Consider the following 17,885-nt stretch of genomic DNA (forward strand, 5'->3'; position numbering starts at 1 on the left):
CTCAAGACCCGCACCCTCTACGACGAGGCGACCGCCTGGTCACACCACGCCCAACCCATTGCCGCTTGACACCCAACGACATGGGGTGTCTGACCTGTCCGCGCGTCCGCCCGCGTACGCCGACGAGGCCGTCGGCGGGGTGCCGGCGGCCTCGCCCACGGGCCGATGGTCAGGAGTGGAACCGCACCTCCGGGTTGGCGGCGGTCGGCCCGTCGAGCAGCGGCTGCTCGATGCCCTTCAGCTGCAGGTCGAAGAAGGCGCCGACGTACTGGCGGGTGAGCTCGACGGCGCGGCGGGGCGCGATGGTGGCCCCGGGCCCCTGCGGGAGGCTGAGCCCGTCGATGAGCACCGGGAAGTCGGTGAAGCTGGGGTGGATGGTGCCGTCGACGGTCAGCCACCGCTTCCAGCCGTCCAGGTTGGACCAGCTCGTGACCCAGCTGCCGTCCTCGTCGCCGTTGCCCAGCGGGTGGCCCATCATCAGGAACGGCTTGCCGCCGATCCCCGAGGCCGGGACCGGGACGTCCATGGTGCCGTCGAGGTCCACCCCGGCCTGGATCCGGTCGTCGGCGAGCAGTGCCGGGACGGTGGCCGCGCCCCCGGCCGAGTGCCCGGCCATGCCGATCCGGTCGCGGTCGATCATGCGGGCGTAGCGCCAGGCAGGGTGGGGGCGGTCGGTCAGCTGGTCGATGACGAAGGACACGTCCTTCGCCCGGTTCTCGTCCAGGCCCGCCCAGGCCTCGGGGGTCCTGAGCCGCCCGCACATCACGCAGGGCAGTGTCTGCCCGTCCGGGAAGGTGGTCCCGAAGTTCTCGTAGGTGTGATCGACCAGGGCGACCACGTACCCCCGGCTGGTCAGGTCCACGGCGAGGCTGGTCAGTGAGGTCCGCTGCATGGTGAAGCCGGGCGACAGCACCACGAGCGGGTAGTGGCCGCCCTGCGGGCGCGCGCCGGACTCCGCCCAGGTCCGGGTGCCGGTCAACGCCTCGGTCGGGATGGTGGTGCCCGGCAGCTTCGCGTCCAGCAGTGCACGGGCCGCCCCCTCGGTCATGTACGGCGCCGGGCTGCCCGTCCCGGCGTGCGCGGGGTAGTACATCGAGACCATCAGCCGGCGCGGTCCGGCGGACGGCACCCACGGGTCCGGACGGTTCTGGTCCACCAGCTGCAGGACTTCCTGCCCGACCGCGTACCGGCCCGTCGGGCGCGGGAGTTCGATGCGGACGGCGGTCTGGGCGGCGGGTGCGGCGGCCCCGGTGGGCGAGGGCGCGGCGAGGGCCGGCGAGGCGGCGGCGACGGACAACGGCAGCGCGAGCAGCAGGGCGGCGGCGACGGCGGTGGTGCGAAGTCGGCTCATGTCAGCGACGGTAGGCCGCAGGCAGTGAAACTGACGTCCACTCAGAGATGTACTGGTCCCTTCCGGGATGAGCCTGTCGCGACCCCTAGGGGGCGGTGGCCCGGAGCTCCTCCAGGAAGCCGGCCGCCGCACGGGCGTTGGGCACCGCGAGGGCGAGCGGCAGGCCGGCCGAGCGCGTCCGGATCTCCAACTCCCCAAGCGCCGACGCCCGGGCCGACTCCACCTCCGCCCACCGGTAGGCCTCCGTCGCCGTGAGCGGGTGCGGCGGCCGGTGGACCAGCCCGCCGGCCGTCACCGTCAGCCGCCCCCGTGCGAACCGGACGCTGCCCTCGGTGCGCAGCGTCTCGTGCAGGGCGGCTCGGAGCCCGGGGGAGAGGCGTTCCTCCAGCTCCCGGAACAGTCGGGCCAGCCCGTGCAGATGCTCCAGCACCACCGGCTCGTCCACGCCGGCCAGCCATATTCGTCCCTGCTCACAGGCCCCGCGCCGACCGTCAGGGGAGTATCCGGAGGAGTACTCGGTGGCCTCCAGCGCGCCCCACGGCAGCGGGCGCTCGCCGCCGTCCGCCGCGACCAGCACCAGCCCGCCCTCGTGGATCCGTACCGACCGAAGACCGGGCACCGGCCGCAGCCACCCGAACCCGCTCGCCGCCACCACCGCGACGGCCCCCACCACGGGCGCGGGCCACCACCCGCCGAGCGCCAGACAGGCGGCCACCGCGACCACGGCCGCGCAGGCGTCCACCCACGCCCGCGCCCGCCGGGGCACCGGCCGGAACCGCCGGTACACGCGCACCACCGGCCCGATCCGATCAGCCGGCCCGACCCGGCCGCCCTGACCGACCGGCCCGGACGGACGGACCGTCCGCACCCGCGTCGGCGACCACACCACCGCCACGTCGGCCCCCTTTCACTCGGCGGACCCATCGGAACCGCAGCTGCCGGATCCATCCCCAGCATCGACCGTCCGCGGCACCTGGCAACAGTGCCAATCGGCACCTTTTGGCCCGAAACGACCTCGCCACCATCATCGCCCCCGGCCCGGAGCCCGCCGCTACCGGGGGTGCCGATGGGCAGGGTCGGGCGCCTCCCGAGCCGACCGTCCGCGCCGGCCCTGCCGCGTCCTGCCTCGCCGTCACCCCGCCGTGGCGAAGTCCGTCTGCAGCCTGCGCAGCAGCGCCGTGCCCGCCGGATCGACCGACCGGCGGGTGTTGGACAGCACCACCACCCCCACCTGCTTCTCGGGGTCGAAGGCCACGAACGAACGGAACCCGCCCGTAGCGCCGTTGTGCCAGATCTGCAGGTGGCCGCCCTGCTGGCTGTGCAGCCGGTGGCCGAGCCAGCCCAGGTGCATCCAGGCGAACAGGTTGACCTGGTGCCTGGTCTCCCGGGTGAGCATGATCGCGGGCGACAGCGGCGCGTCCGACGCGCGGTCGGCGGCCAGCTGGGCTCGCAGGAGTATCGCGAGGTCGGCGGCGGTCGACCGGAGCCCGCCCATGCCCGGCACGGCCGCCAAGTCCCAGTACTGCACCGGCCGCCCACCCTGCGTGTGCCCGTGCGCGAGCCGCCCGGGCCGCTCCGCGTTCCCCCGCACGTGCGTGTCCACCAGCCCCAGCGGCTCGCAGACCTCACGCGTCACCAACTCCTCGTACCCCGTACCGGCCCGGTGCGCGAGGGCCAGGCCGAGCAGCCCCGCGCCGAGGTTGGAGTAGCGGAAGCTGCGCCCGGGCGCGGCCCGCAGCCGTGTCCGGGCGAGCCCGTCCAGCACGTACTCGGTGCTGCAACGGGCGTACGGATCAGGGGCGTTGGGCTTGAGTAGGGCCTTCGCCAGCAGGCCCCGGGGCAGGCGGGGGAGGCCCGCCGTGTGGGTGGCCAGGTGCCGCAGGGTGATCTGCTGCCCGCCCCTGCCGGGGACGACGACCCGGCCGCCCCGCGCGCCGGTGAGCACCTCGGCGAGCGGCTCGTCGAGCCGTACCGTGCCGTCGAGTGCCAGCCGCGCGAGCACGAGCGAGGTGAACACCTTGGTGACGGAGCCGATTTCGAAGATGGTGGACGGCCCGGGCACGCCGCCGCCCGGACCCGACCGCCCGGCAGCGCGGATCTCCGAGTCACCGCCGGCCAGCCCGGCGACGACCGCGCCGACGTGCTGGCCCGCGAGCCGGTCGACCGTCTGTTGCACGACGCGCGCGAGTTCGTTCATGGCATGAGCCTAGGCGGGCCGACCTGCCGGATCGTCAGCCCCAAAAACGATTTCGGCCGTCCCCGATGCTTCTCCAGGCGTACACCCGGCTGCTCCCGGCACGGTACGGCCCCGGACGGCGCAGCCCCGGACGGCACAGCCCCGGACGGTGCCGGCCCGGACGGTGTCGGCCCGGACGGTGCCGGCCCGGACGGTGCCGGCCCCTCGAGGCGCAGCGCGCAGCTCACCGCGTCAGCGCCGCCCGCAGCCGGGCCGCGACCTCCGCCGCCCCCGCCTCGTCCGGGTACTTCCCCCGGGGCCAGAAGAACCCGCGCAGCCCGTCCTTCGGATTGCGCGGCACCACGTGGACGTGCAGGTGGGGCACCGACTGGCTGATCCGGTTGTTCGCCGCCACGAAGCTGCCCGCCGCGCCCAGCCCTTGCTCGACGGCCGCCGCCACCCGCTGCACCCGCAGGAAGAACGGCCCCACCTCGTCCGCGGGCAGGTCCGCGAGCGTCCGGTGGTGGGCGCGCGGGACCACCAGAACGTGGCCGGGGAACAGCGGCCGGCGGTCCAGGAAGGCCACCGCCGCTTCGTCGTCCAGCACCCGGTGCGCGGGTTCCGCACCCGCCACCACCGCACAGAAGACGCAGTCCATCCGTCCATTCAAGCCACCGGCGGCCGCCCCGGCACCCCGGCAAACCCCCGGGGGCCCGCCGTCACCCGACCGGCCGCCGACCGGGTGCGGCCGCCCGACCGGCGGGCGCACCGTGCTGCAGGGGGCCGGCCGGGCACCCGGCCCGCCGTGCACCCCGGCCCACCGCGAAACCCGGCCCGCCGTGCACCCCGCCTCACCCGCCCCCGCCGGCACGGTGGCCTCACTCGTACCGGTACAGCAGCGCGTCCCGCTCGTTCTGCTCGATCATCTCGATGGTCAGCGCCTCGTCCCGCAGGTGCGAGAGCGTGACCTCCGCCGAGCTCGGCTGCGCGTCCTTGGCGAGCCAGTTCTCCGGCTTCCACGCCGCGGCGCGCAGGAGCGACTTCGGGCAGTGCGCGTACACCTCCTCCACCGCGACCACGATCGCGCTGCGCGGCGGTTTGCCGACGGCGGTCAGCTGGCGCAGCAGCTCCGGGGCGGTGGAGACACAGGCCCGGCCGTTCACCCGCAGCGTGGTGTCCCGGCCGGGGACGACGAAGAGCAGCCCGACCCGGCCGGTCTCCAGGATGTTGTGCAGGGTGTCCAACCGCTTGTTGCCGGTGGCGTCCGGTATGGCCAGGGTGTACTCGTCGAGCACCGAGACCAGCCCGGTCGGTCCGCCGCGCGGGGAGACGTCGCAGTGCCCGGCGGCGTCGGAGCTGGCGACGAAGACCAGCGAGGAGCAGGCGATCAGACGCTGCGCGACCTCGTGCAGGTGGCCGACCTGCTTGCGGCGCGCGTGGTCGCCGGGCTGCTCGTAGATCTCGCGCAGCTGGCCGGGATCGCTGAGGGAGCCCGCGCGGAGGGCCTCGAACAGGTCGCCCGGCCGGTCCGGACGGGTGCTTGACGGAACGACAGCTTCCGGTGTGGTGGTCATACCGCGAATTTAGCCGAGGGCCCCCGGGGCGCCGCCGGCCGAGCTGCGGCCGACCGTGCCGGGGCCTCCGGTCGAACCCCGGCCGACCCCTCGCCACCAGCGGTTTTCCGCTGATAATGGGGCCAGGGACTCCAGCCAGCCGGAGGTGGTGGTCGTGATCGTCAGAATCTGGGCCGGGCAGGTGCTGGCCGGTCGTATCGAGGAGTTCTGCGCTCACCTGGCCGCCCAGGTGATCCCGCAGCTGGGGCGGACGGATGGCTGCCTCGGCGGTGAGCTGCTGCGCTCGGTGTCGGAGGAGAACGGGCACCGGGTGCTGGTGGTGAGCCGCTGGCGCGACGAGGAGGCCCTGCGCGGGTACGCCGGGCCGATGTGGCGGATCCGGCCGGTCTGGTCGGAGGGCGAGCTGCGCTACCTCGCGCACCCGCCGGAGGTCACCCACTTCCTGCAGATCACCACACCCGCCACACGCTGAACCGCTCCGAACCCGCTGCGCCACACGCTGAGCCGCTCCGAACCCGCTGCGCGACACGCTGAACCGCTCCGAACACCCGGAACCGCTCGCCACACGCTGAACCGCTCCGGCCGCTCCGAACCACTCCGGGCGGCCGGCCTCACACCATCAACGGCACCGGGTGGATCTCGTCGGCCGGGTGCCCGCTACGGCTGTGGACCCGCTGCACGGCTTCCTTGGTGGGCGCGTCGGAGAGGCAGTACACCGTGCCCGACTCCGGGTCCGCCCACGCCTGCTCGAAGTGGACGCCTTCCTCGCCCTCGACCGCCAGGTCGGCCGCGTGGGCCTGCCTGAGCTGCTCGGCCGTGATCCCGGTCATCCCGTGGTGGACGTCCATGAACTTCGCCATCGCCCTCGCCTCCGTAGCTTCGGTGCGTCACCGGCAGGGCCCCACCTACCAGCCTCACCCCCGCCGACCGCCTCCGCCACCAGACCGGATCCCGGAAGGAGCGCGTTGCACCCCGCCGGGCATTCCCCGCAGGTTCGTGAAACAGACCACAGCGAAAGCCCCTCCCTGCCCTTGCGCCGACCGTGGCAGAATGACCGCATCAGCAGTGACGTTCAGCGCACTCCGGGGTCGGTGAAAATCCGAACCGGCGGTTACAGTCCGCGACCCGTCCGCAGCCAGCGGCCGGTTGACCAGGTGAAATTCCTGGACCGACGGTTAAAGTCCGGATGGGAGGCGTGCGCGGGCGGACGAAGAGCAGTACCCGTGGTCCATCATTACCGGACCGGACCGCGGTCAGGTGAACGACGGGAGAGCAGTGTCTCCCGGGCCGGGTGAGCGATCTCCCGGCGGCCTCGGCATCCCGGCGACGGGTCGTGCCGTCGGCTCGCGCACCGTTGCCCGTCCGTGTCATCTCCCTCTGCCGCCCCGGAGTCCGCGCCCCAAACGCGAGGAGAACCCGGGTGTTCACCGGCATCATCGAAGAGCTCGGCGAGGTCGTGTCGATCGAGGAGATCGGCGACTCCTCGCGAATCCGCCTGCGCGGCCCGGTGGTCTGTGCGGACGCGGGTCACGGCGACTCCATCGCGGTCAACGGCGTCTGCCTGACCGTCGTCGACTCCCCGGCGGAACTGGCCGCGGGCACCGGTGAGTTCAGCGCCGACGTGATGGCCGAGACGCTGCACCGTTCCAGCCTCGGCGAGCTGAAGCCCGGTTCCCGGGTCAACCTGGAGCGCGCGATGGCGCTGGGCGCCCGGCTCGGCGGCCACCTCGTGCAGGGCCATGTCGACGCCGCCGGGCGGCTGTTGAGCCGTGAGCCCGGCGAGCGCGACGCGAACGGCGAACTGCGCTGGGAGGTGCTGCGGTTCTCGCTGCCCGACACCATCTCCCGCTACCTGGTGGAGAAGGGCTCGATCACGGTCGACGGCGTCAGCCTCACCGTGGTGGAGGCCGCCCGGGACAGCTTCACCGTCAGCCTCATTCCGGCCACCCTCGCGCTGACCACGCTCGGCGCCAAGGCCGTCGGCGAGAGCGTCAACCTGGAGGTGGACGTGCTCGCCAAGTACGTCGAACGCCTCCTGGAGTCCCGCACCCTGCCCAACCTGCCGGGCCTGCCCAACCTGCCTGACCTGCCGGGCGCGCAGAACCCGCAGGGCCCGCAGAACCCGTCGATCGACGAAACCCCGGGGGAGTCCAAGTGAGCTGGCTCAGTGGAGAGGCGTTCACCGTCTTCGGTGAACACGTGAAGTGGGCCGACATGTTCGGCAACCTGCTCGGATTCGCCGGCCTCGCGCTCGGCTGGCGCCGCTCGGTCTGGAGCTGGCCGGTCCAGCTGCTGTCCGGCGCGGTGCTGATCACCGCCTACCTCGGGGGCCACGTGCCCGGCCTGATCGGCAAGCAGCTGATCGTGATCGCCACCGCCGCCTGGGGCTGGGCGCAGTGGCGGCGGGGCCGCCGGGACTCCGGCACCATCGCCGTACGGTTCGCCAGTTGGCCCGAGCGGCTGGCGCTGGCGGCCGGCACCGCGGCCGGCACGGTCGCGCTCGCGCTGCTCTTCACCTCCTTCCCCAGCCTGTCCTGGAGCCCCTGGTCGGACGCCTACATCTTCGTCGGCACGCTGGCCGCGATGGTGGCCCAGGCCCGCGGCTGGCTGGAGTTCTGGTTCGCCTGGATCGCCGTGGACATCGTCGGCGTCCCGCTCGCCTTCAACAGCGGCTACACCTTCTCCGGCCTCACCTACTCCGTCTACTTCGTCCTGGTGCTGCTCGGCCTGCGCTCGTGGTGGCTGAGCACCCGTGAGCCGCGTACCAACTCCGCCACCGTCCCGCAGGGAGCCACGGCATGACCGAGAACCAGTCCGAGCAGAGCGCCGCCGAGGTCGAGCTCGTCCTCGACCCGGTCGAGCGGGCGATCGCCGACATCGCCCTCGGCCGCGCGGTGGTCGTGGTCGACGACGAGGACCGCGAGAACGAGGGCGACATCGTCTTCGCCGCCTCCGCCGCCACCCCCGAGCTGATGGCCTTCACCATCCGCTACAGCTCCGGTGTGATCTGCGCGCCGATGACCGGCGAGGAGCTGGACCGCCTCAAGCTCCCGCCGATGACCCAGGTCAACGAGGACCGCAAGGGCACCGCCTACACCGTCTCGGTGGACGCCCGCGAGGGGGTCGACACCGGGATCTCCGCCGCCGACCGCGCCCGCACCGTCCGGCTGCTGTCCTCGCCCGGCACCGAGGCCGGCGACCTGACCCGCCCCGGGCACGTCTTCCCGCTGCGCGCGGTCGAGGGCGGCGTGCTGGTCCGCCCTGGCCACACCGAGGCCGCCGTCGACCTGGCCCGGCTCGCCGGGCTGCCGCCGGCCGGCGCGATCGCCGAGGTGGTCAACGACGACGGCACCATGGCCCGGCTGCCCGAGCTGGTCGTCTTCGCCCGCGAGCACGGCCTCGCGATCATCTCCATCGAGGACCTGATCGCCTACCGCCGCCGTACCGAGCTGCACGTCGACCGGGCCGCCGTCACCGCCCTGCCCACCGTGCACGGCGAGTTCACCGCCGTCGGCTACCAGGGCACCCTCGACGGTGTCGAGCACATCGCCCTGGTCGCCGGCGGCCTGGACTCCGAGGGGCAGCTGCCGGACGGCGAGGACGTCCTGGTGCGGGTCCACTCCGAGTGCCTGACCGGTGACGTCCTCGGCTCGCTGCGCTGCGACTGCGGCCCGCAGCTGGAGGCCTCGCTGCGGCGGGTCGCCGAGGCCGGCCGCGGCGTGGTGCTGTACCTGCGCGGGCACGAGGGGCGGGGGATCGGTCTGGCCCACAAGCTGCGCGCGTACGAGCTGCAGGAGCAGGGGCGCGACACCGTCGACGCCAACCTGGACCTCGGCCTGCCCGCCGACGCCCGCGACTACAGCATCGCGGCGCAGATGCTGGTGGACCTCGGCGTCCGCTCGCTCACCCTGCTGACCAACAACCCGCGGAAGCAGACCGCGCTCACCGAGCACGGGCTCAAGGTCAAGGGGCGCGAGGCGGTCGAGATCGCGCCCGGCGAGCACAACCTGCGCTACCTGCGGACCAAGCGCGACCGGATGGGCCACGACCTGCCCGGCCTCGGCTCCTGACCCACCACCGACCACTGCGTCCACCGACCACTGCGTCCACCGACCATTCCGTACGAAGGACAGGTAACAACATGAGCGGCCACGGAGCCCCCGAGCTGACCATCGAAGGCGCGGCCGACCTCAAGGTCGCCGTCATCGCCGCCCAGTGGCACGACAAGGTGATGAACGGCCTGCTGGACGGCGCCCACCGCGCGCTCAAGGAGCTGGGTATCGCCGAGCCGACCGTGCTGCGCGTCCCCGGCACCTTCGAACTGCCGGTCGCCGCCAAGCGCCTCGCCGACGGCGGCTACGACGCCGTGGTGGCCCTCGGCGTGGTGATCCGCGGTGGTACCCCGCACTTCGACTACGTCTGCCAGGCCGCCACCGTCGGCCTCACCCAGGTCAGCGTCGACACCGGCGTCCCGGTCGGCTTCGGCGTACTGACCTGCGACAACGAGGAGCAGGCGATCGACCGGGCCGGACTGCCGGGCTCCGCCGAGGACAAGGGCCACGAGGCCGTCACCGCCGCCGTCGCCACCGCCGCGGTGCTGCGCGCCGCGCTCTGACGGCAGCCCGTACGGTCCCGGACCGCGGACGTCCACCGGACTGTCCACGGTCCGGGACCGTTTACCGTCCGTCCGCCCGCACGCCGTAAGGTGGGCCCATCATGGCTTCGAAGACATTCGAGGAGCTCTTCGCCGAGCTCCAGCAGAAGGCCGCCACCGGCGACCCCTCGTCCTCCCGTACCGCGCAGCTCGTCCAGCAGGGCGTCCATGCGATCGGCAAGAAGGTCGTCGAGGAGGCCGCCGAGGTTTGGATGGCCGCCGAGTTCCAGTCGGACGAGCAGACGGCGGAGGAGATCTCGCAGCTCCTCTACCACCTTCAGGTGATGATGATCGCCCGTGGGCTGACGCTCGACGACGTCTACAAGTACCTCTGACCCGAGTACCCGAGTACCCCGAACACCCTCGAGTACCCCGAACACCCTCGAGTACCCCGAGCATCCCGAACAGCTCCCGCTCCGTGGAGCACACCCCTCCCCCCAGGCAAGGAAGCGACCTCCCATGCTGCGCATCGCCGTCCCCAACAAGGGTTCTCTCTCGGGTCCCGCGGCGGAGATGCTCCATGAGGCCGGCTACCGGCAGCGGAAGGACCCGAAGGAGCTCGTTCTCGTCGACCCGAACAACGAGGTCGAGTTCTTCTTCCTGCGCCCGCGCGACATCGCCGTCTACGTCGGCTCCGGCCGCCTGGACGTCGGCATCACCGGGCGCGACCTGCTGCTGGACTCGCACTCCAACGCCGAGGAGGTGCTCGCCCTCGGCTTCGCCGGGTCGACCTTCCGCTTCGCGCGCCCCGAGGGCGTGGCGGTCGAGGACGTCAAGGGCCTGGAGGGCCTGCGGATCGCGACCTCCTACACCGGCCTGGTCGAGCAGCACCTGGCGGACCACGGGGTGAAGGCGACGGTCACCAAGCTGGACGGTGCGGTCGAGACCGCGGTGCAGCTCGGCGTCGCCGACGTGATCGCCGACGTGGTGGAGACCGGCACCAGCCTGCGCAACGCGGGCCTGGAGGTGTTCGGCGAGCCGATCCTGGTCTCGGACTCCGTGGTGATCCGCCCCAAGGGCGCGGGCGAGGACCCGCGGGTGGAGCAGTTCCTGCGCCGCCTCCAGGGTGTGCTGGTGGCCCGCCGCTACGTGCTGATGGACTACGACATCCGCGCCGAGAGCGTCAGCGCGGCCGTGGGGCTCACCCCCGGTCTGGAGTCGCCGACCGTCTCGCCGCTGCACACCGAGGGCTGGGTCGCGGTGCGCGCGATGGTGCTCCGCAAGGAGGCCCAGCGGATCATGGACGACCTGTGGGGCATCGGCGCCCGGGCCATCCTGGTCACCAACATCCACGCCTGCCGCCTCTGACCTGCTCGCACGCCCGCGAGTAAAGAACGGTTCAATGGGGCGGGGAAGCCGGTCGGCGTCCCCGCCCCATCGTGCTGCCGCCACCAGAACCACCCCGGAGACCCCACGTGTCCACGCCGCCCGTCGAGTTCCCCGTCACCTGGGCGCCGCGCCGCACCCGCGTCGTGCTGCTGCCGGTCTGCGTCGTGCTGGTGGTGCTGTTCGCCGTGCTGGCCGTGCTGCTCCCGGCGAACTGGCAGCTCAACGACCGGATCATGATGACGGCCAGCGGCGTCCTGTTCGCCGCCGTCGGCCTGATGCTGGCCCGCCCCCGGGTGAGCGCCGACGCGGACGGCGTGACGGTGGTCAACTTCGTGCGCAGCCGCCGGCTCGCCTGGGCCGAGATCGTCCGGGTCAACTTCCGCCAGGGCGATCCGTGGGCCACCCTCGACCTCGCCGACGGCACCTCGCTCGCCGTGGTCGGCATCCAGTCCGGCGTCGGCAAGGCGCAGGCGATCGCGGACGCCCGCGCGCTGCGCGACCTCGTCGAGCACCACGCCGAGGCCTGAGCCCGGCACGGGCAGGCCCCCGACCTGCGGTTCCGGGGGCCAGAGGGGCCCGAACACGCTTCCAGCGTCCGTCCGGCTATGGTCTACGCTGGTAAAAGCAGGGCAAAGTTCGCCCTGCCCTGAAGCGAGCGCCCAAGCGGGTGCGCTGAGCGACCCTCCACAGCGCCCGCCGAAGCGACCGACCGCACCGACCTGAGGAGTGACACTCCCCCTCGATGGACGATCCGTCCGGTAGTACCTGCGCCGCCTCACTTCCGCCCCGCGGAAGGCAGGCGGCACTGTGATCACCGCCTGGCTGCTGTTGTTCGCAGCCGTTCTCCTGATCCTCGCCAACGGCCTGTTCGTGGCCGCCGAGTTCGCCTTCGTGACGGTCGAGCGCGGGGCGGTGGAACGTTCCGCCAAGTCGGGCGACGCCCAGTCCGGCCGCGTCGCCAGGGCCCTGCGACACCTCTCCTTCGAGCTCTCCGGGGCCCAGCTCGGCATCACCGTCACCTCGCTGGTGGTCGGCATGCTCGCCGAGCCGGCCCTGTCGACGCTGCTCGCGCCCGTCATGTCCGGCCTCGGCGTGCCCGATTCGGCGGCCCGCGGTGTCGCCGTGGTCGTCGGCATGGTGCTGGCCACCGTCGTCCAGATGGTGATCGGCGAGCTGGTCCCGAAGAACTGGGCGATCTCCCGCCCGCTGCAGGTGGCCCGCGCGGTCGTCGCCCCGCACATGGCCTTCTCCTTCGTCTGCCGCCCGCTGATCAGCTTCCTCAACGGCGCCGCCGACCGTACGGTCCGGGCCTTCGGCATCGAGCCGCAGGAGGAGCTGGGCCACGCCCGGACCCCGGCCGAGCTGGTCTCGCTGGCCCGGCACTCGGCCAAGGCCGGCGCGATAGACGAGGAGTCGGCGACCCTGTTCGTCCGCACCCTGGGCCTGGGCGAGCTGACCGCCGAGTCCGTGATGACCCCGCGGGTCGACGTGGCCGCGCTCCAGCGCGATGCCACCGCCTCCGACGTCCTCAACCTGACCCGGGCCACCGGCCTGTCCCGCTTCCCGGTCTACACCGACAGCCTGGACGAGGTCACCGGCATCGTGACGCTCAAGGACGCCCTCGCCGTCCCGGCCGCCCGACGCGGCCTGGTACGGGTCGTCGAGCTGTCCTCGCCGCCGCTGCTGGTGCCCGAGACCCTGCCCGCCGAGGTGCTGCTCGAACGGCTGCGCCGGCTCCAGCCGATGGCCATCGTGGTCGACGAGTACGGCGGCACCGCCGGCGTCGTGACCGTCGAGGACATCGTCGAGGAGATCGTCGGCGAGGTGCAGGACGAGCACGACCCCGACGACCACCCCGAACTGTTCCCGCTGCCGCCGGTCAACGGCCTGCCGGTCTGGGAGGCCGACGGCCGCGCCCGGATCGACCAGTTGGAGGGCATCGGCCTGAACGCCCCGGACGGCCCGTACGAGACGCTGGCCGGCCTGGTCGCCGACCTGCTCGGCAAGCTCCCCGAGGTGGGCGAGCAGGCCGAGCTGCCCGGCTGGCGGCTCACCGTGACCGGTGTCGACCGCCACCGCACCAGCCGGGTCCGGGTGGCCCGGACCACCGCGCCCGCGTCGTTCGGCGAGGACGGGGAGGACGCCCGATGACCGCGCTCCAACTGGCCGTCGCGCTCCTGCTCCTACTCGGCAACGCCTTCTTCGTCGGCGCCGAGTTCGCCGTCGTGTCGGTGCGCCGCAGCCAGATCGAGCCGCTCGCGCAGGCCGGGCACAAGCGTGCCCGCACCGTGCTGCACGCGCTGTCCAACGTCTCCGCGATGCTGGCCGCCGCCCAGCTCGGCATCACCGTCTGCTCGCTGGGCCTCGGTGCGCTCGCCGAGCCGACCATCGCCTCCCTGCTGGAGGGGCCGTTCCACGCGATCGGCGTCCCGCCCGGCCTGATGCACCCGCTCTCGTACGGGATCTCGCTCGCCGTCGTGGTGTTCCTGCACATGGTGATGGGCGAGATGGTGCCGAAGAACATGGCGATGGCCGGTCCGGAGAAGGCCGCGCTCTGGCTGGGCCCGCCGCTGGACCGGCTGGCCCGCTGGCTCGCCCCGGTGATCAGGCTGCTGAACGCCTTCGCCAACGGCGTGCTGAAGCTGTTCCGGGTCGACTCCAAGGACGAGGTCGAGTCGGTCTTCACCACCGAGCAGCTGATGTACCTGCTGGCCGACTCCCGGGACGCCGGCCTGCTCGATGAGGAGCGCCAGGAGCGCCTGGAGGACGCGCTGGAGCTCGGCCGCCGCCCGGTCACCGAGGTGCTGCTCAAGCCCGAGCAGCTGGTCACCGTGGACACCAAGGCGACCGCCGCCGCGGTCGAGGAGCTCGCCCTGCGCACCGGCTTCTCGCGCTTCCCGGTCACCGACGGCGACCCGGCCGGGCACGGCTACCTCGGCTACCTGCACCTCAAGGACATCCTCGACGTGGAGGACCCCTCGGCGCCGATCCCGGCCCGCCTGTGGCGGCCGATCACGGTGCTGCGCGGCGGCCTCCCGCTGGACGACGCCCTCGGCGCGATGCGCCGCGCGGCCTGCCACCTGGCCGCCGTGCTGGACCAGGACGGGCGCACGCTCGGCGTGGTCATGCTGGAGGACGTCCTGGAGGAGCTGATCGGCGAGATGCACGACCCGGACCACCGCGCCACCGCCTGAGGGCCGGTCGTCGCGCCCCGGCGTTCCCGGTTTCGCTGACGGCGTGTCCGCTCCCGGCGATTCTGCCCAGAGCATGCAGCCGTTCCCTGCCGGCCGTCCTCGGAGGAGAGTGGCCGGCATGAGACTTCTCCTGCTGGGTGGAACCAAGTTCGTCGGGCGGGTCGTCGCCGAGGAGGCGCTGGCCCGGGGATGGGACGTGACGGCGCTCAACCGCGGCACGCAGCCCGCCCCCGAGGGCGTCCGGGTGCTGAAGGGCGACCGCACGGCCGAGGACGGGCTCGTGGCGCTCGGGACGGGGGAGTGGGACGCCGTGGTGGACACCTGGTCCTGGGCCCCGGCCGCGGTGCGCGACAGCGCCCGGGCCCTGAAGGGCCGGGTCGGCCACTACGCGTACGTCTCCAGCCGCTCGGTGTACGACTACCCGCTGGTGGCCGACGCCGCCGAATCGGCGCCGGTGGTGGCCTCCTCGCCGGACCTCACCGGCGAGGTGCCCTACGCCGAGGCCAAGCGCGGCGCCGAGCTGGCTCTGGAGGCGGAGTACGGCGGACAGGCGCTGCTGGCCCGCGCCGGACTGATCCTCGGCCCGCACGAGAACATCGGCCGGCTGCCCTGGTGGCTGAACCGGATAGCCAAGGGCGGGCCGGTGCTCGCCCCAGGGCCGCGCGAGCTGGCCCTGCAGTACATCGACGCCCGCGACCTCGCGGCCTGGACCCTGGACGCGACGGCTGCCCGCCTCGGCGGCCCGTACAACGTGGTCAGCCCGTCCGGGCACGCCACCATGGCGGAGCTGCTGGAGGCCTGCGTACGGGTCACCGGCTCGGACGCCGAACTGCGCTGGACCGACGCCGAGCGGATCCTGGCGGCGGGCGTCGAGCCGTGGACCGAGCTGCCGATCTGGCTGGCGCCGGGCGAGCTGTACGAGTTCCTGCACACCGGCTCGATCGAGCGCGCGGTCGGCGCCGGGCTGCGCTGCCGCCCGGTGGCGGAGACGGTCGAGGACACCTGGGCCTGGCTGCAGGGGATCGGCGGCACCGCCCCGCAGCGCGCCGACCGGGTCGCGGTCGGGCTCGACCCCGAGCGGGAGGCCGCGCTGCTCAAGGGCTGAGCGCGCGTTGCTCAAGGCCTGAGCCGGGCGGCCGGGGACCCAGGGCCGGTCCGGGGGCGGGGCTCAGCCCCGGCCGTCGATCAGCTCCCCGTACGCCTGGACGAGGTCCGGCAGCCGCAGCGTGGCCAGGTCCTCGCGGCCCGGCGGCTCGCGCAGCAGCGACAGCCGCAGGTCCCGGTAGGCGCAGGACTTCTCGTACAGGGTGCGGATGAACCGGCCGTTGCCCAGCTCGTCGATCCAGCCCTCGCGGACGACGTGGGTGCAGATGCTGGCCAGTTCCTCGGCGGCGTCCTCGTCCCAGCCGTCGCCGTCCCGGCCGGCCAGCGCGGCTCCGATCGCGGTCAGCTCGCCGGGGCGGTAGCTCGGGAAGTCGACCCTCGTGGTGAAGCGGGAGTTGAGGCCGGGGTTGGTGGCGAGCAGCCGGTTCATGCCCTCCGGGTAGCCGGCCAGGATCACCACCAGCCGGTCCCGGTTGTCCTCGGCGCGCTTGAGCAGCACCTGGAGTGCCTCGTCGCCGTACGCGTCGCCCTTGGTGTAGCCGGAGTTGGAGAGGCTGTACGCCTCGTCGATGAACAGCACGCCGTCCAGTGCGGAGTCGATCAGCTCGTTCGCCTTGACCGCGGTCTGTCCGAGGAACTCGCCCACCAGATCGGCACGTTGGGCCTCCACCAGGTGGTCGCCGGAGAGCAGGCCGAGGGCGTGGAAGACCCGGCCGAGGATGCGGGCCACGGTGGTCTTGCCGGTGCCGGAGGGGCCGGAGAAGACGAAGTGGCGCTTGGGCGGCTGGACCGGCAGGCCCTGTTCGGCCCGCAGTCGCGACATCCTCAACTGGGCCGACAGTGCGCGCACTTGGCGCTTGACCGGCTCCATGCCGACCATCAGCGAGAGCTCGGCCAGAGCGGCGTCCAACTCGCGCTCGTCACCGTTCGGCCGGGGCGCGGGCGCGGCGGCCGAACGGGGCTGGGCCTGGCCGCGCACGGGCAGCGGCGGCGGCGCGGCGGGGCCGAGCGGGCCGACGGGGGCGCCCGAACCGGAGCGCTCCCCGGTGGCCAGTGGGGCGCCGTCCGGCAGAGCCCCGCCGGGCAGGGCGCCGTCCGGCAGAGCCCCGTCGGTCAGGACGCCGTCGATCAACGCCCCGTCGGGCAGGACCTCCGCCGCCGGGCCCCCGCCGACCAGGCCGGCGTCCGTCGAGGGCCCGCCGCTCAGCACGCCGTCGCCGGAGACGGTCGCGCCGTCCAGCCGGGCCCCGTCCCCGAAGTCCTCGTCGTAGCCCGGACCGGCGACGTACCCGATGTCGTCCAGGAAGCCCGCCTCGACGCCCGGCCCGCCCGGTGCGTCGTTCTCGACCCCGCCCGCGTCCGAACGCCCGCCCGCCGACAGCCCGCCTGGCGCCGGCCCGTCCGCCGGTTGTCCGTCCGCCAGCAGTCCGTCCGTGAGCGCGTCCTCGGCCGAGATGGCGGCCAGCCGCGTCGCGGTGTCCATGAACGCCGGGTCCGCCCGGTGCACCGCCCGGTAGAGCGGCAGGGCCGCCGCGCTGCGCCCGGCGCCCTCGTACGCCCGCGCCAGCCAGTACCGCAGTTCCTTGCGCTGCGGTTGCTCGGAGCGGCAGCGGGCCAGTGAGGCGGCCAGCGGCACCTGGGCCTGCGCGCACATGTCGAGGCGCACCCGTGCCATGCCGGCGAACAGCCCGGCCTCGATGCCGAGCAGCGGGTCGTCCAGCAGCCGGTCGGTGTCCCGGATCAGCTGCTCCCAGTCCTTGAGCAGATAGGAGCGGCAGGCGTACAGGAACCGGGCGGCCGGGTCCTCGCTGGGTGCCGGGCACTGCTCCAACGCCCGGTCCAGCTCGGCCAGATGGCGGCCGTCCAGCCAGTGCGAGGCGTGTGCCAGGGCGAGGTCGCGGGCGTCCTCGAGGACGGGCTGCACCCACCAGCCCAGCCAGTACCAGGAGCTGAGCGGCCGTCGGTGCAGCCGCCGTTGCTCGCCGAACCGCTTCTGGTTGCGGTACATCGCCAGCAGCGCCGCCGAGGTGTCGCTGCGCAGCGCGTGCAGGCCGAGCCAGGCGTCGGCCATGCCAGGGTCCAGTCGGACGGCGGCCCGGAACTCCTCCTCGGCCCGGGCGTAGGCGCCGGCCGTGTAGGCGTCCATGGCGCGCATCCAGGCCCGGTCGGCGAGTCGGTCCGGGCTGCCCGCCGTGTTGTCGGAACTGTCCACCGTCGTCACTCACGCCCCCCGCGGTGTGGCCCGGGGCTCGGCCGGCGAGTCGTCTGTGTCCAGCCTGGCCGGTGGTCGTCGAGCCCCCTGCGGCGCATGTGCGCCTGCCAGGAATCGTACCGGCGCGGGGCTGATCCGGAAGGGTGCCGCACAGGGTCAAATGCGATCGCGCGAGCGGCTGTTGAGCAGCCGGGCACCGGAACGAGCGGCGGGGGAGCGAGATTCGGAAGGGGACCGAACGGCGCCCCCGGCTCACGGGGGAACAAGCCGGGGACGCCGGGTCCGATGCGG

Annotated in this window: 18 protein-coding genes and 1 riboswitch; of the genes, 11 read left to right on the plus strand and 7 right to left on the minus strand. The window is 73.3% G+C overall.

The window, feature by feature from the left end; translation table 11 throughout:
• Window positions 1–169: 169 nt before the first annotated feature.
• The 5 genes from ACZ51D_RS21535 to ACZ51D_RS21555 form a co-directional block, all read right to left on the minus strand.
• Window positions 170–1,351 (minus strand): alpha/beta hydrolase family protein, encoded by a 1,182-nt coding sequence (locus tag ACZ51D_RS21535; protein ID WP_465624880.1) that lies wholly within the window; start codon window positions 1,349–1,351, stop codon window positions 170–172.
• Window positions 1,352–1,436: 85 nt separating this feature from the next.
• Entirely contained in the window at window positions 1,437–2,147 is a 711-nt protein-coding gene (locus ACZ51D_RS21540) for a hypothetical protein (RefSeq protein WP_465663288.1), read from the minus strand.
• Between the two features lie 336 nt (window positions 2,148–2,483).
• On the minus strand, window positions 2,484–3,548 hold the full coding sequence (locus tag ACZ51D_RS21545; RefSeq protein WP_465663289.1) for a serine hydrolase domain-containing protein: 1,065 nt from the start codon (window positions 3,546–3,548) through the stop codon (window positions 2,484–2,486).
• Between the two features lie 223 nt (window positions 3,549–3,771).
• Complete coding sequence (locus tag ACZ51D_RS21550) at window positions 3,772–4,185, minus strand: HIT family protein (protein ID WP_360491771.1); 414 nt, start codon at window positions 4,183–4,185, stop codon at window positions 3,772–3,774.
• A 220-nt stretch (window positions 4,186–4,405) separates the two neighbouring features.
• The gene (locus tag ACZ51D_RS21555) at window positions 4,406–5,101 is read right to left on the minus strand and encodes an MSMEG_1061 family FMN-dependent PPOX-type flavoprotein (RefSeq protein ID WP_465663290.1); all 696 of its coding nucleotides are present in this window, start codon (window positions 5,099–5,101) and stop codon (window positions 4,406–4,408) included.
• Window positions 5,102–5,255: 154 nt separating this feature from the next.
• Here ACZ51D_RS21555 and ACZ51D_RS21560 point away from each other — a divergent pair, with 154 nt between their 5' ends.
• Window positions 5,256–5,573, plus strand: coding sequence for an antibiotic biosynthesis monooxygenase family protein (locus ACZ51D_RS21560; RefSeq protein ID WP_465663291.1), 318 nt, complete (start codon window positions 5,256–5,258; stop codon window positions 5,571–5,573).
• A 139-nt stretch (window positions 5,574–5,712) separates the two neighbouring features.
• Here the strand turns inward: ACZ51D_RS21560 and ACZ51D_RS21565 are convergent, their stop codons facing one another.
• The gene (locus tag ACZ51D_RS21565) at window positions 5,713–5,961 is read right to left on the minus strand and encodes an SCO4226 family nickel-binding protein (protein ID WP_360491762.1); all 249 of its coding nucleotides are present in this window, start codon (window positions 5,959–5,961) and stop codon (window positions 5,713–5,715) included.
• Window positions 5,962–6,175: 214 nt separating this feature from the next.
• A riboswitch (FMN riboswitch) is annotated at window positions 6,176–6,303 on the plus strand.
• 218 nt (window positions 6,304–6,521) lie between these two features.
• Between ACZ51D_RS21565 and ACZ51D_RS21570 the strand changes: the two genes are divergently transcribed.
• From ACZ51D_RS21570 to ACZ51D_RS21615, 10 genes are all read left to right on the plus strand, one after another.
• Complete coding sequence (locus ACZ51D_RS21570; RefSeq protein ID WP_465624888.1) at window positions 6,522–7,259, plus strand: riboflavin synthase; 738 nt, start codon at window positions 6,522–6,524, stop codon at window positions 7,257–7,259.
• Window positions 7,256–7,903 carry a nicotinamide riboside transporter PnuC gene (locus ACZ51D_RS21575; protein ID WP_396287693.1) on the plus strand — a complete coding sequence of 216 codons (648 nt, stop codon included), beginning with the start codon at window positions 7,256–7,258 and terminating at the stop codon, window positions 7,901–7,903. Before ACZ51D_RS21570 ends, ACZ51D_RS21575 begins: the two co-directional genes overlap by 4 nt.
• A complete protein-coding gene (locus tag ACZ51D_RS21580) occupies window positions 7,900–9,171 on the plus strand; it encodes a bifunctional 3,4-dihydroxy-2-butanone-4-phosphate synthase/GTP cyclohydrolase II (protein WP_465624890.1) in 1,272 nt (423 codons plus the stop codon). Before ACZ51D_RS21575 ends, ACZ51D_RS21580 begins: the two co-directional genes overlap by 4 nt.
• Before the next feature lie 71 nt (window positions 9,172–9,242).
• On the plus strand, window positions 9,243–9,716 hold the full coding sequence (ribH, locus tag ACZ51D_RS21585; protein WP_360491753.1) for a 6,7-dimethyl-8-ribityllumazine synthase: 474 nt from the start codon (window positions 9,243–9,245) through the stop codon (window positions 9,714–9,716).
• A 101-nt stretch (window positions 9,717–9,817) separates the two neighbouring features.
• A complete protein-coding gene (locus ACZ51D_RS21590) occupies window positions 9,818–10,090 on the plus strand; it encodes a phosphoribosyl-ATP diphosphatase (RefSeq protein WP_097238956.1) in 273 nt (90 codons plus the stop codon).
• A 124-nt stretch (window positions 10,091–10,214) separates the two neighbouring features.
• The gene (hisG, locus tag ACZ51D_RS21595; RefSeq protein ID WP_360491750.1) at window positions 10,215–11,063 is read left to right on the plus strand and encodes an ATP phosphoribosyltransferase; all 849 of its coding nucleotides are present in this window, start codon (window positions 10,215–10,217) and stop codon (window positions 11,061–11,063) included.
• Between the two features lie 107 nt (window positions 11,064–11,170).
• Window positions 11,171–11,611, plus strand: coding sequence for a PH domain-containing protein (locus ACZ51D_RS21600; RefSeq protein WP_465624893.1), 441 nt, complete (start codon window positions 11,171–11,173; stop codon window positions 11,609–11,611).
• A gap of 280 nt (window positions 11,612–11,891) precedes the next feature.
• Complete coding sequence (locus ACZ51D_RS21605; protein WP_360491744.1) at window positions 11,892–13,235, plus strand: hemolysin family protein; 1,344 nt, start codon at window positions 11,892–11,894, stop codon at window positions 13,233–13,235.
• A complete protein-coding gene (locus tag ACZ51D_RS21610) occupies window positions 13,232–14,278 on the plus strand; it encodes a hemolysin family protein (protein ID WP_360491741.1) in 1,047 nt (348 codons plus the stop codon). The genes ACZ51D_RS21605 and ACZ51D_RS21610 overlap by 4 nt, the downstream gene beginning before the upstream one ends.
• Before the next feature lie 118 nt (window positions 14,279–14,396).
• Window positions 14,397–15,383: an NAD-dependent epimerase/dehydratase family protein gene (locus ACZ51D_RS21615; protein ID WP_465663292.1), complete on the plus strand. Its 987-nt coding sequence runs from the start codon at window positions 14,397–14,399 to the stop codon at window positions 15,381–15,383.
• Between the two features lie 63 nt (window positions 15,384–15,446).
• On the opposite strand, the gene ACZ51D_RS21620 is transcribed toward ACZ51D_RS21615, so the two are convergent.
• Window positions 15,447–17,537: an AAA family ATPase gene (locus tag ACZ51D_RS21620; RefSeq protein WP_465624933.1), complete on the minus strand. Its 2,091-nt coding sequence runs from the start codon at window positions 17,535–17,537 to the stop codon at window positions 15,447–15,449.
• Window positions 17,538–17,885: the final 348 nt, after the last annotated feature.

It is taken from the genome of Kitasatospora sp. NPDC033851, assembly GCF_055576085.1.